Below are 15,172 nucleotides of genomic sequence, written 5' to 3'. Positions count from 1 at the left end.
ACATTTTTTCTTAAATGTGAACATATGAGTATATTATAAAAAAGGTGCTGCGCAATTACAGCACCCTTTTCTTGTTAAAAAAACTAATTGAAACTTACTTTTATTTACCAACCTTTGTTTTGTGGTATTCCAGATGACTCTATAACAGTATTTGGTATAGGCCACACATTCATATAAGATGCATCAAAATTTCTGGCAGGCCATACTATTTCTGATGTGTATGGAGAATCTGGGTTAGACCTGTCTGTGTAAATTCTTCCATAAATAGGTTCTGCATAAGTAGCAGCCGCATCTCCCCAACGTACCAAATCAAAATGTCTGTTTGCAAATTCACCTGCTAATTCTACTCTACGTTCATGTTTAAGGTCTTCCATAGTAGCATTTGTTATTGGTGCTAAACCGGCTCTATCTCTAACCATATTTAGTGGCTCGTCTCCGTTTTTACCATCTGCAATTAAAGCTTCTGCTTTCATTAACAACACTTCTGCATAACGCATTAATGGTACATTGTAAACTGTAGTTGGGTTATCTCCGTTAGAATTTACGTATTGCCCAATAGGGTTTTCAAACTGAAACTCATACATGTATTTGTTAAACTGGAAACCTGAGATTGAATTTTCTGATTGGTATCTTTTATCTTCACCAAAGTACTTAAATTCATCACCAAAATTTAAAATAGTAACACCTCTACGTACATCTCCTGTTTCATACTCATTATACAACCCTTCAGACGGAGTGTAATAACCCCAACCGTTGTATTTACCCCAGCCTTTGTTTTCTAACATTACACCAGATAAAATACTACCACGGTCTACACCAGAGTTTACAGACCAAATGTACTCGCTTGTCCAGTTATTTAAATGACTGTGTAACTCTCTGTAATCTACCTCTGGATTGTCTGTATCTATTAAAGCTCTTCCTGAACCAGATGTTGCAACTGCATCTGCATATTTTACAACTTCTTCATACCTAGATGCATCATAAGCTGCCCAGTATAAGTTTGTTTTAGCTAAATAACCTAAGGCTGCATCTTTATGAGGACGACCATAATCTTCTGCACTATAATCTGTAAACAACGGTAACAATTCTGCTGCCTTTTTTAAATCCTCTTCAATTTGCTTGTAGTTTTCTACAACAGAAGCAGGTCTTACGTAACTACCTCCTTCATCAAACATATTATCTACAGTAATAATTGGCACACCACCATTTACATCATCACCATAAGTATGTGCTACCCAAAAGTAACTAAAGGCACGCATAAAATACGCTTCACCTAGAACACGGTTTTTAGTACTTTCTGATATTTCCATTTCTGGAACGTTTAATAAAATATCATTTGCACGTCTTATTACTTGGTAAGATTTTGTGTAACAAGTAGAGGTATAACTTCCTTCACTACCATCAATATTAAAATCTTTTATAACATCTGCTGTGGCTTTAATACGACCTGTAATCATATCATCAGATGCGTTAATGTACCAGAAAAAACCTCTACCAAACATTTCTTGGTCAGACATTAACAAGTATAAACCATTTGCAGCCTGTACAGCATCTGTTTCTGTTTTCCAGAAACTCTCGTTAGACACCTTACCCAAAGGCTCTAAGTTTGTAAAATCGTCTGAGCAAGAGGTTAGGTTTAACCCTAAAACACCCAAAGCAATTAATCCTAATTTTTTATATGTATTTTTCATTGTATTCTTTTTTTAGTGTGATTATAATGACAGTAATAATCCTAATGTGAATGTTTTTGCTACAGGATATTTAGCAATATCTAATCCTTTACCACCTACTTCTGGATCTAAACCTGTATACTTTGTAAACGTTACTAAGTTTTCTCCTGACACATACATTCTTAATGATGAACCTTTAGATAGTTTATCCATTACCTTATTGTTAAAAGTGTATCCTAAGGTTACGTTTTTAATACGTAAGTATGATGCATCTTCTAAATACCAGCTAGATGCAGTACCAAAGTTTTTATTATCATCCTTTGTAGAAATAATAGGAATATCTGTATCTGTATTTGTTGGTGACCAAGCATCTAAAACTCTGTTATCTAAATTATACCCAGATAATGCGCCATTATAGGTTGTAAATTTATAACCGTTAAAAGCCTTAACACCTGCTACGCCTTGTAAAATAACATTAAAATCGAACCCTTTGTAGTCTAAGTTTGCACCCAAATTATAGGTTACTTTAGGTTGGTAAGCATCATAGTACTTACGGTCTTCAGAGCCTATTTTACCATCGTTATTAGTATCTTGAAATTTAAAATCTCCTGGCCTTGCGTTTGGTTGTATTAAATTACCATCTTTAGTATAAGCATCTATTTCTGCTTGTGTATTAAATATGCCTAATTGCGGAATTAAATATGGCGTATATAATGCACCACCAACTTGTGTTTGGTAAGGAACTAATACGCTTCTTACATTGTCTGTATGATAAAAAACATCCTGACCAATTGATGCGTAACCATCTAAGTTCTCTAACTCATTTTTAATAGTTGTTGCATTGGCATTAATACTATAGTTTAAGGCTCCGTTTGTATTTGTATAAGTAGCAGAAACCTCTAAACCTGTGTTTTTTACTTGTCCGCCATTTACATCTGCAGGAGATATACCTTGGTTAATATCTGCTAAACCAGGAATAATCATTCCTTTGGTTGTTTTTTCAAAATAATCTACAGTTAAGCTTAAACTGTTGTTAAATAAAGATGCATCTAAACCAAAATCTAAAGACTCTGCTGTTTCCCACTTTAAATTTCTGTTTGCATTTCTTTGTACGTAGCTACCAACATTATCAAAATAAGCACCATTTTCTCCCATAACTACGTTACTACTAGCTACAGGAACATCAAAAGGATAATAACCACTAATAGACTGTATGTTTCCTATTTCTCCCCAAGATGCTCTAAATTTTAAATCGTTTATTGCATCTATATTAAAGAAAGACTCGTTAGAAATTCTCCAACCTGCAGATACAGATGTAAAAGTATCTGACTGGTTTTCTACTGCTAGTCTAGAAGACTCATCTGTACGTATACTACCAGATATATAATACTTATTGTTGTAGTTATACATAACCCTACCTATTGCAGAAGTTAATGCTTCCTCAAAAGGGTTATTACTTGGTTTATTTAACAACTCAGCATTTTGCATGTATTGGTTAAATGGCTCTTCTGATGAAAAACCTGTCCCGCGCAGGTATATATAATCTCCTTTTGTTTTTTGAGCAGAATAAATTGCTGTTGCATTTAAATTGTGGTTACCAAAAGACTTGTTGTAAGAAAGTTGGTTGTCCCAAATCCATTTATTTTGAGTAGTATTTGTTTGTAATAATGAATTTTGACTATTACTACGGCCTAACTCTGGTACACGAGGATAAAACTCTTTTGTTTTATTATCTCTGTAAGAATATGAGTAGCTTGATTTAAATGCTAAACCATCTAACAAATCATACTTAAAATATACGTTTGCATTTATAAATGTTTTAGGAGACTCTTTTGTTGGTCTTAACAATAAAGCTAATGGGTTGTAAACATCTCCGTAAGCACCTGCAAACTGAGATAAGTTTTCTGGTACAACACCTGCAAAACTTCCATCTTCATAACGTGTTGGTGATGCAGATGGCATATAAATTGCGTTTATTATAGTACCAGAATATGGATTATCTGTATTAGTACCGTAAGCTTCATCTCTAGAGAAATAAATATTTTCACCTACTGTAATTTTATTTGTAATGTTAAAGTCAGATTTTAGCCTTAAACTATAGTTTTGAGAACTAGTACCCTCTAACACACCTTCTCTATCTCTAAAAGCAAAAGAAGTATAGTAATTGTATTTTTCTCCTGCTCCACTTAAATCTACATTTAAGTTATTTACAGTTGCATCTCTAAAAATAGCATCAATCCAATTTGTACGGTTTACTTGTCCGTATGGGTTTTGCGCTGCGTCATGAGCAGATTGTCTTGGCACACCTGCATTATCTGCTGCTAAGTTATACACCTCTGACTGTTGCTGTGCAGTTAAAGGTGTTGGCAAATTAGATGCTGTTTTTATACCAGTATAGTAGTTAACATTTAACCTAGGTTTTCCTGTTTTTCCTTTTTTAGTTTCTATCACAATTACACCAGATGCAGCTTGTGCACCATAAATTGCAGCAGAAGCAGCATCTTTTAATACAGATATAGACGCAATGTCATTAGGGTTAATTTCTGGACCACTATATGGTAAACCATCTACAACCACTAAAGGAGACTCCGAGTTTAATGTACCAATACCTCTAATTTTTATACTAGCTGTACTTGTTGGATCACCACCAGAACTTAATACAGTAACACCTGCTATGTTACCTTGTAAAAACTCCTTATAATTACCAACTGGTCTACTTGTAATTGTACCCACATTTGCCGCTGTACCAATTGCCGAGGTTAAATCTCCTTTTTTAGTAGATCCGTAACCTATAAGTACAACCTCATCTAAAGAGTTTGTTGCTTCATCTAAACTTACAGCAATTGTTTGGTTACCATTATAAGCAACTTCTTTACTAGCAAAACCTAATGAAGATATTACCAATACTCCATTTTCTTCTTTTAACTGTAAAGTAAAGTTACCATCAAAATCTGTTGCAGTACCTGTTGTAGTTTTACCTTTAATAGTTACTGCGGCACCAGATATTGGTAATCCGTCTGCGTTAGACACCACTGTGCCTTTTACTGTTACCTGCGCTAGCATGGTAGATAAACACCCTAAACTGAGTGTTAGAAAAAAGTATAATTTTTTCATTTTAATTTATAGTTTTTGTTTTTCTCAAATGTATTGTGTGGTGTTTTTTAAAGGGGGTAAAATTGTTTCATGCAAGCGGACAATTAGTACAAAAAGTGCTATTTGAGCATCAAAAAATAGGACTTTTGTTACAGTAACATTAACCTAACATAGAGCTAATCCTAAACAAACAATACATTTTATATTTTTTGCTCCTTATAGGTTTTAGGACTTACCCCAAAATGCTTTTTAAATGTGCGACCAAAATATTTACTGTCACTATAACCACACTCAAAACCAATTTCTGAGATATTAAACTTTTTATTTTTAAGTAGATATTCTGCTTTTTGCAAACGCAAAGAAGTTATAACGTCTGATGGTGATTGCCCCAACTGTTCTTTAAACAATCTGTAACATTTAATTCTAGATATTTCTAAAATAGATATTAGTTTTTCTACATTAAAGGATGGATTAGACAATTCTTCCTTTATAATTTCTAAACTGCGTTTTAAAAGTTTTTCATTGCTAGACTGTAGATCATTTTCTTCTGTAAGAATTTTAAAAATTTCTTGCTGAAACTTGTTTTGCCCACGACCTGTACTCCTATTTATTAAAGACGTAATTTTATTACTGATAAAAGTTTTACTTGCTGGCAATTGTATAACTACGTCTATACCAAATTCTAAAGAGGTTTCTTGTAATGCATAGTTAATTTCTTCTGATATGTATACTAACGGAACTCTATCCTTTTTAGGAATTTCTTTGTACTTCTGTAAAAAATAGGCTATTTCTTTAGTAAATCCTATTTGATAAAACACCAAAACATCTATCTGTAATTGTTTTAAGGCTGATGATAAATTGGTTACTACATCTTCAAACAATAAGTAATTATCTGTATTTTGTAGTAGCTGATTTGAAATATTAAAATTTGAAGCTGCAGTAAAAACTAAAATTTTATTTTTATTAACCGGAAGCTTTTCTTTTATATCTAAGTGTTTCCAGGAAATGGTTTCTACTGCCTTTGTATTGTTCTGCATTACAATAACTGGTAAAGAAAAATTAAAGCTAAAGTAGTCTGCATTGTTTAAATTACAAGTACCGTTAAGATCTTTAATTAGCACTAAAAAAGCCTTGTAATACGGACTATAATTTAAAATATTTTTTACATTACCTTGTAAAACTGTACTGTTAGACGTTACTGTAAATTGCAATGTATTTTCTTGTAAAACAATAGCTACATCTAACAAGCTACTAGCCTCTGAGTATTTTACTATATCATTAAAAATATATTTTAATAAAAGTTTTAATCTTAATAAGTCTACCTCAACCCAATTTATACTCTTGTCTATTTGTGCATTAAAATTTGCGCTGTTCTGTTTTAATTTTTCTTTTACACTGTTAGCTATTTCTTTTAAAATAGGTAGTAATTTAACAGAAGTTAACCGCACTTCTCCTAACTCTTTAATATGATCTAAATAGTTCCATTCTGATATTAAATCTATTATTTTACCAGATTGCTGTAGAATTTCTGTTTTAGGTTCCTGATTATTTTTAATCTCATGTGCCATTTTTAGTATTATAGATAATGGCTGCTGAAATTGTGAGAGTACAAAGCTTTTAAACTTATCTACCTCAAAATCTTGATTTTTTAAATTGTTATGTAAGCTTAAAAGTTTTTCTTTTTGCTGTATAATTTCTTGGTTTTTATCATCTAATTCAGTATTAATTTTTAACAAGTCTTGCTTTTGTTTTTCTATAAGCTTTGTTCTTGCTACAATTTGCTCTTCAAGTTTTTTATGTTTTGCCTTTGTACTTTTATTTTTTAAATAAATAAACAACAAACCAATACCCACTATTAAAAGTAACAGTAACATAAAAAAACTAATAGTCTCGTAAAATGCTTTTTCAATTTTTAAACTAAAAACCTCTTTTGGTGTATCGTTTAGGTTATTTTTTAACAAAAAAGTATAATCCCCAGAGGACAAATTTTGGTATACAATATTTTGTTTTCCTTTTGCTAAAATCCAGTCAGTATTTTTACCACGTAGTTTATAATAGTAACTGCTTGTTTTTTTTACCGGAAATACTATAGGCGTAACTGTTACATTTATAGTATTGTTGCTATGTTTTTTACTAATTGCCTTATTTGTAGTAATAGGTATACTATTTACCTGCACTTTTAACTTAGCTGTATTAGGTGTAATAGTTAGCGCGTTAGGATTAAAGTAATTAAGCCCTATTACACCACCAAAAAATAATAATCCTTTGTTGTCTTTATAGTAGGCTCCTTCAGAAAATTCTGGTGCTTGCCAACCTTCTTTTGGGTTAAATGGTGTTACTTGGTAAGTATTTTTGTCTATAACAGCTATTCCTTTTGTTGTACTAACCCACATTTGGTTTTGGTTGTCTAAAACGCCATAAACCATATGACTTGGTAAGCCATTTGCATCTGTTATATTTTTTATAACTCCTTTTTTTGTGTTGTACACCGTAACGCCTCCCAATGATGCTATCCAATAGTTGTTAGTATCATGATCTATAAAAAGTGAATAAACACTATTACCTAAAATTCCGTTTTTTTTGGTTAACTGCTTGTAATTACCTGTGGTAAGGTCTAAAATAAAAACACCATCTTGCTCGGTTGCAATAATTAAATTGTTTTTATCTTTTTTAATGTTTCTTATATTGTAATTTTTAAATTTATCTTGCCCCTTAAATTTTGTAAAACGCTGCGTTTTTAAGTTATACTTAGCCAAACCACCCCAACAGGCAATCCATATTGTATGGTTATCATCTTCATAAAAAGAATAATTTCTGTTATTTGGTAGTTCTGGTATGTTAGCAGCTTCAAAAGTTGTGTAACTATTATTTTTAATACGTAAAATACCCGCATATGTACCTACCCAAATACTACCATCTTTAGCTGTATAAAGAGACCTTACACGCTCCCACTCTTCGTTTTGTTTAGATTCTTTTACAGGGAACTTTACATAACATTTTGTTTTTTCACTATAATGATACAATCCGCTGTTGTAATACCCTATCCAAATATTACCCGCTACATCTTTAGTAATAGCCCTTGTAGTTTCTACTGGTAAATGAGGAAACCTATTAGGGTGCGGCATAACAGAAGATATTTCTTGAGAGCCCGAATATGCCATAGCTAAGCCACCATCTTTTTGGCCTAACCATATATTGCCATACACATCTTGGTTTAATGATGTTACCTCATTACTATAAAAAGTATAAGGTGTATAAGCATCATATGTATAGTTATGTATTAAACTTGTAGTTAAATTATTAATGTGGTTGGGTATAATATAAATTCCGTTTTTAAACGTTGCAAACCATAAATTACCTTGCTTATCCTTTAAAACATCATTAATAACTAAATGAGGATATTTGGCTAAAAGTATTTTTTTAAATTCTTTTTTTTGATTGTTTTTAGAGGCGCCATCTGCGCCATCAACAAAATTACCATTACTGTATTTATATATTTTTTCTCCAACCAAAACATTTATAACACCGCTGGTTGAAGCGTACATTGCCCTTGGACGCTGGTTAAATTTATAATGATGAAACTCATTATTACCAACATATTTACTAATTAATCCTTCATTACTAAAGGTCCATATAAAACCATCCTTATCTTTTTCTATACTGGTAAGGTAATTACTTGGTAAAGATTTTGGGTTATTAATATCATGTTTAAAAGTGGTAAATGTGTAACCGTCAAAATAATTAAGTCCGTCCCAAGTGGCCATCCACAATCCGCCATCGTCATCATTTAAAATATCTAAAACAGAATTATTAGATAATCCTTGGTCTGTAGTATAATTTATAAACTTTAATTGTTGAGAGTAGCCATACAAAGAAGCTAATAACAGGAGGTATACTATATAAAATTTCGTTTTCATCGCCATTTTTACAAACAGCTAAAATACCTTACCAAGGTCAAGTTAATATTAGGTTTAGATTAACAAAACCTTTATTTAATATTAGTATCTAATGTTACAAAGTAATGTTTATGGTAAATTACTATAGTGTGAAATGTTTATTTATAGTCAAATACCAAACAAGAAGTATAAAGTTGTGAAATTTATAATATTTTTACAAAAAACAATGTATAAAGTTCTTATTAGGAACAATAACTATCTTTTTGGCTTATATTACTATACCAGAGTCTAAACTATCTATACTAGAAATTTAAATAACGTTACAAATATTGTTTTGTTAAGTGTTCTATTATGAAAAATAAATATTATCAAACCCTATTCTTACTTTTTTGCTTCTTTACTACTTTTACTACAGTAGCACAAGAAACACCTCCTATCTTAAATTTTTTATCTACAGATTATGGTGCAGAAAATCAAAATTGGTACATAAGCCAGGATAATAACAAAAATATATACGTAGCAAATAATGATGGTCTTTTGGGCTACAATGGTTCTAGATGGACGTTATACCCTTCTGTTAATGGTTCTGTTATAAGAACAGTTAAGGTTGTTGATGACAAAGTTTACACTGGTTCTTTTATGGAATTTGGGTATTGGAAACAAAATGAATATGGTAGCTTAACATACTTTTCTATTTCTGAAACCATTAAAGATGAATTGTTAGAAGATGAAATTATATGGAATATAAAGAGTCAAGACAACTATGTTATTTTTCAATCCTATGATAGAATTTATTTTTATGATACCACAAAAAAACAATTACATTATACAACAGACAAGGGTAATTATTATAGAGTATTTAAAGTAAATACTAAAGTATATGTGCAAAAATTAGATGGTACAATTTCTAGACTAGAAAATGGAATTGAAATTTTAATTGCTAAAATTCCTGAAGAATTAAACATAAAATACATATTAAATATATTTTCTATTAATAATACCTTAATTGTTTTAACTCGTACACAAGGTCTATTTAAAATACAAAATAAAACCTTAAATAAATGGCACATTCCAGGGGATACTTTTTTAGATAAAGCCCGAATTTTTAGAGGTATTCAATTAAGAGATAAAAGTTTTGTACTAGGCACTATTTCTAAAGGAGTTATTTACTTATCTGCTAAAGGAGAAATTATTAATACTATAAACCAATCTACTGGCTTAAGTAATAATACAGTACTTAACTTGTTTGAAGATGTAGATGGTAATGTATGGCTAGCTTTAGATAACGGTATAAATTGTTTAAACTTAAAATCATTTATAAAAGAATATAACGACAATTATGGTGATGTAGGTACCACTTATGCATCAATAGTGCATAATAACTTTTTGTACATTGGTACTAATCAAGGACTTTTTTATAAAAGCTTAGACTCTAACAAAGAGCTTAAGTTTATTAACGGAACAAAGGGGCAAGTATGGTCTTTACATACTTATGACAATGAATTGTTTTGCGGACACAATTCTGGTGTTTTTAATATTAAAAACAATAAAGCAAGTCTTATAAGTAATATCTCTGGAGTATGGAATTTTAGACCCCTACCAAAGCAAAAAAATAAAATACTATTTGGGCACTATTCTGGCTTAGCAATTTTACATAAGCAAAATAATAAGTGGACATTGCAAAACAAACTAAATGGTTTTGAAATCTCTTCTCGTTTTTTTGAAATAAATAACACCAAAGATATTTGGGTTAACCATGAACATAAGGGTATATATCATTTAACTTTAAATGATAGTTTAACTGGTTTTAATAAAATAACTCTTTTTGATGAATTTAAAGGAAAAGCAGCTGGTTTAACAAAAACTAACAATCATATTATTTATGCAAATGAAAATGGGGTTTTTAAATTAGAAAATAAAACACAATCTTTTATAAAAGACAGCGTACTAAGTGCTTTAATTCCTAAAAAAGAATATAGGTCTGGAAAATTAATTTTTGACAAAAGAGAATTATTATGGTCTTTTAATAAAAATGATATTAAGTATGCACAAAAAGGTCCATTACCAAATATGGTTTCTATTAAATCTATCCCTATAGAAAATAATTGGAGAAAAATTAATTCTAGTTTTGAAAATATAGCAAGTTTAAATAACGATAATTATATACTAGGTAAAACAAATGGTTACATTAATGTAAACTTGTCTAAAATAGAATCAAAGTCTCACCAAGTTTTTATTGATAAAATAAAAGTTAAGGAAAAGGAGACAAATTATAGTGATGTAAACATTTACAATAAAGGAGATTTTAAATTTAAACAATCTTCTGTATTTTTTAGTTATACTACTCCTAATTATAATAAGTATGAAAATACATACTACCAATATCAACTAGAGAATTTTGATTCTGATTGGTCTAGTTGGTCACAAAACTCTTATACGTCTTACGATAAGTTATCATACGGAGACTATGTATTTAAAGTTAGGTCTAAAATAGGCAATAAAATATCTACTAATATTGCCACGTACACTTTTACCATACAAAGGCCTTTTTACTTGTCAGCAATAGCAATAGTTAGTTATGTTTTGTTAGGGCTATTTCTTATTTTTTTAACTCATAAATTTTACAAAAGGTACTATTATAAAAAGCACCAAAAAACTTTATTAGAAAATAAGCAAAAAATGCAACTTTTAGAGTTTAAAAATGAACAAGAAGTTATTCGTTTAAAAAATGAGAAGCTAAATCAAGAAATAGAAAGTAAAAACAGAGAACTAGCCATCTCTACTATGAGTATAGTAAAACGTAATGAGGTGTTAAGAAGAATAAAAAAAGAACTTAAAAAAGATACTGGTATTACTAACACTAAACACCCTGTTTTTAAACTTATAGATAAAAACTTAAATAATGTTAAGGACAGAAAGTTTTTTATGGAAGCATTTAATAACGCAGACAAAGAATTTTTAACTAGAGCTAAAGAGCTTCATCCAGATTTATCTGCAAATGATTTAAAGTTTTGTGCCTATCTAAGACTTAACCTTTCTTCTAAAGAAATTGCACCATTATTAAACATTTCTGTAAAAAGTGTAGAGGTAAGAAGATCTAGACTTAGAAAAAAAATGAACCTTTCTAGAGAAACTAACTTAATAGAACACATACTATCCATATAATTGATAATATTAGCTTAATATTACCACTACAATACCACTACTACAAGCCAATTTTCTCTCTTTTTTGGCAGTTTTTTGGCTTTATGGGCAAAATAAAACAATTGCCAAACCACTGTAATTGCTTAATTACCAAAAAAAGATACAATAAAATGTAAAATGTATGTTTTTGTATAGTTAAAATTTAATTATTCTCATTTTTAATAGTATAATTTAGCAATACTTAAACAGCTAGTTTCATAACATTTCGTTAATACAAACAAATAGAACTATCTGTTTATTTGAGAAAAATTAACTATCTATGATTTCAAAACTATTAAAACAACCAAAATTATTGGTTTTTATAGCACTACTATTTTTATCTAATACTATAGTAAATGCTCAAGACCAAAAAACAGTATCTGGTAAAGTATTAGACCAGAATGGAATTCCTTTATTAGGAGCAACTGTGCTCTTAAAAAGTACAAGTATAGGTACAACTACAAACTTTGATGGAGAGTTTAGTATAGAGACCTCTACAGCGTCACAAACCTTAGTTATATCTTATGTAGGTTATGTTACAAAAGAAGTATCCATTACAAACGCTCCTTTAACAATAACATTAACTGAAGATGCTAGTGCCTTAGACGAAGTTATTGTTGTAGGATACGGTACACAGAAAAAAAGTGATTTAGTAAACGCTGTAGCTACCACAGACCTAAGTAAAGCAACACTAACACCAACATCTGACGTTACAGAAATGCTAAGAGGTAGAGTTGCTGGTTTACAAGTAGAAGTCGGAGGCGGAACTTTAAGACCTGGTGGTTTTTCTGAAATTATTTTTAGAGGCCGTAGTTCTATAGAAGGTAATACAAGTGCTATTTATGTAGTAGACGGTATTATTAGAGAAGGTGGTATAGAAGACATAAATTCTGATGATATTAAATCTATAGAGGTATTAAAAGATGCTTCTGCACAAGCTATTTACGGATCTAGAGGTGCTAACGGTGTTATTTTAGTAACAACAAAAAGAGGAGAAAGTGGTAAAGTAAACGTCTCTTATCATGGTTATGTAACTACAAAATCTATTGAACGAAATTTTGATGTGTATAGCGGTGAAGAATTTGCACAACTAAGAAGAGAAGCTATACGTTCTAACAATGCAACAAATGAATACCCAAATGAAGAAGATGCATTTTCTGAAATTGAAATGGAATCTATAGCAAATAATGAATTTGTAGATTGGGAAGATGAATTATTAAGATCTGGCTTAGTTAATAGTCAATCTTTAAATGTTTCTGGAGGAACAGATTTTACAAAAGTATATGCTAGTGTAAACTATTTTAAAGAAGACGGTATAATTCCATCATCAAGCTATACACGTAAAAATTTAAGACTAAACGTAGACCAAAAAATAAATGATAAATTCTCTGTAAATTTTGATTTTAACTTATTGTCTGATGATATAGAGAGAGCTGCCAATATTAATGTAATTACTTTTTCCCCATTAGGCAAAGCCTATAATGAAGATGGTAGTTTAACTCAATACCCTAGCGGAGAAGAATTATCTGCTACAAACCCATTATGGAATTTAAGAGAGCAAGATAATGATGAAAAAGGAAACGATTTTATTATCAATTTATCTCCATCATACCAAATAACTAAAAATTTACATTATCAATTAAAAACCAATTTAACTAGAAAAAATTCTGAAAGAGGCCAATACCAATCTTCTTTAAGTTCTGCTGGTGATACAGATAGTGGTATAGCTAGGATAGACAACCAGTTAAAAGAGTCTTATTTAGTTGAAAATATTTTAACTTATACTAATGACTTTAATAACAACAACAAGTTTAACCTAACGCTAGTACAGTCTGTACAAGAAGACAAATTTACAAGAACATTTACAGAAGGCAGGAGTTTTATAAACGAAAGCTTAGGGTATAATGGTATTACAAATGCCATTGGTAATGTTACTGTAGAAAGAGACCAAAACACTTTTAAGAGTGCCTCTTTTATGGCTAGAGCTCGTTATACTTTATTAGATAAGTACTTATTTTCTGCAACTTATAGAGCAGATGGTGCATCTGTAAATGCCGAGGGTAATAAATGGAGTCATAACCCTGCTGCTTCAGTTGCTTGGAAAATTCACAACGAAAACTTCTTGAAAGAATCTACTGCTGTACAAGAATTAAAGTTTAGAGCAAGTTATGGCTCTTTAGTAAATGGTATTAGTAGACCATATACATCTTTGTTTACTGCAGAAGGACAAAATTATGTTTTTGATAGCGAATCTGCATCTGGTTACTCACCATCTGTAGTATTACCAAATGTAAATCTAAAATTTGAGACCATTACAACCTTAAATTTCGGATTAGATTTTTCATTGTTTAAAAACTTTTTAACTGGTACTGCAGAATATTATGATGCTAGAACTAAAGATTTATTGTTAAGAAGAGGTGTGCCATCTACCACAGGTTATAGATACACCTATTTTAATGCTGGTGAATTAAAAAATTCTGGTATAGAGTTAAGCTTAACTGCCAACCTAATTAATACTGAAGATTTTAGATGGTCTGTTTCTACAAACTGGTCTAACAATAAAAATGAATTAGTTAACTTATATAACGATGGTAATGGAGAACCTATTTTAGAGGATGATGCCTATAACTACTATGTAGGGCAACCAACAGGAGTTATTAGACAGTATCAGTTTGATGGAATTTTTCAAGAAGGAGACGACTTTGCAAATGCACCACAAGCAAACCCAGAATCTACAATTACACAAGAAGATTTAAGGCCTGGAGATATTAGAATTAAAGACACAAATGGTGATGGTGCTATAACACAAGAAGACAGAGTATTTACAGATCCTAACCCAGATTGGTTTGGCTCTTTATCTACAACACTATCTTACAAAGGTTTTGATTTGTTTGTAGATTTTTATGCTGTAGAAGGGGCTACTAAAGTAAACCCATTTTTATCAGACTTTAATAATGGTGGTACTTTATCTGGTAAATTAAATGGTGTAAAAGTACCTTATTATACACCAGAAAATCCGTCTACAAGTTTCCCTAGACCTAGTTATGACTCTACACCACAGTATTTAAACTCCCTTGCTGTTAAAGACGCATCCTATGTTAGGCTAAGAACTTTAAGTTTAGGGTATAGTTTACCACAAAACTTTTTATCTAAAATTAATGTAGATCAAATTAAATTTTATGTAACTGCTACCAACTTATTTACCAATACAGATTATATAGGTTATAGCCCAGAAGTAAATATTAGAAATACATTTTCTAGTTCAGATACAGGTTATCCAGATTCTAGAAGTTTCACATTTGGTGTAAAAGCAAGTTTATAATTTAAAAA

At 30.6% G+C, this 15,172-nt stretch carries 5 protein-coding genes; 2 read left to right on the top strand and 3 right to left on the bottom strand.

Features of this window, described 5'->3' with window-relative positions:
• Positions 1-104: 104 nt before the first annotated feature.
• The 3 genes from CELLY_RS12300 to CELLY_RS12290 all read right to left on the bottom strand — a co-directional run bounded on the left by CELLY_RS12300 (position 105) and on the right by CELLY_RS12290 (position 8,686).
• Complete coding sequence (locus tag CELLY_RS12300; RefSeq protein WP_013622004.1) at positions 105-1,691, bottom strand: RagB/SusD family nutrient uptake outer membrane protein; 1,587 nt, start codon at positions 1,689-1,691, stop codon at positions 105-107.
• Between the two features lie 21 nt (positions 1,692-1,712).
• On the bottom strand, positions 1,713-4,784 hold the full coding sequence (locus CELLY_RS12295) for a SusC/RagA family TonB-linked outer membrane protein (RefSeq protein WP_013622003.1): 3,072 nt from the start codon (positions 4,782-4,784) through the stop codon (positions 1,713-1,715).
• A 179-nt stretch (positions 4,785-4,963) separates the two neighbouring features.
• A complete protein-coding gene (locus CELLY_RS12290; protein WP_244847009.1) occupies positions 4,964-8,686 on the bottom strand; it encodes a two-component regulator propeller domain-containing protein in 3,723 nt (1,240 codons plus the stop codon).
• Positions 8,687-9,010: 324 nt separating this feature from the next.
• Here CELLY_RS12290 and CELLY_RS12285 point away from each other — a divergent pair, with 324 nt between their 5' ends.
• Positions 9,011-11,824: a helix-turn-helix and ligand-binding sensor domain-containing protein gene (locus CELLY_RS12285; RefSeq protein WP_013622001.1), complete on the top strand. Its 2,814-nt coding sequence runs from the start codon at positions 9,011-9,013 to the stop codon at positions 11,822-11,824.
• Between the two features lie 298 nt (positions 11,825-12,122).
• A complete protein-coding gene (locus CELLY_RS12280; RefSeq protein WP_013622000.1) occupies positions 12,123-15,164 on the top strand; it encodes a SusC/RagA family TonB-linked outer membrane protein in 3,042 nt (1,013 codons plus the stop codon).
• Positions 15,165-15,172: the final 8 nt, after the last annotated feature.

The sequence above is a fragment of the Cellulophaga lytica DSM 7489 genome, from assembly GCF_000190595.1.
GTDB classification, from domain to species: domain Bacteria; phylum Bacteroidota; class Bacteroidia; order Flavobacteriales; family Flavobacteriaceae; genus Cellulophaga; species Cellulophaga lytica.
This window is presented reverse-complemented; position numbering and strand designations above follow the sequence as displayed.

What these genes read in the sequence shown, in the direction of transcription:
- CELLY_RS12295 (WP_013622003.1), bottom strand. Translation starts at nt 4,784, where the DNA reads ATGAAAAAATTATACTTTTTTCTAACACTCAGTTTAGGGTGTTTATCT.
- CELLY_RS12285 (WP_013622001.1), top strand. Translation starts at nt 9,011, where the DNA reads ATGAAAAATAAATATTATCAAACCCTATTCTTACTTTTTTGCTTCTTT.
- CELLY_RS12300 (WP_013622004.1), bottom strand. Translation starts at nt 1,691, where the DNA reads ATGAAAAATACATATAAAAAATTAGGATTAATTGCTTTGGGTGTTTTA.
- CELLY_RS12290 (WP_244847009.1), bottom strand. Translation starts at nt 8,686, where the DNA reads ATGGCGATGAAAACGAAATTTTATATAGTATACCTCCTGTTATTAGCT.
- CELLY_RS12280 (WP_013622000.1), top strand. Translation starts at nt 12,123, where the DNA reads ATGATTTCAAAACTATTAAAACAACCAAAATTATTGGTTTTTATAGCA.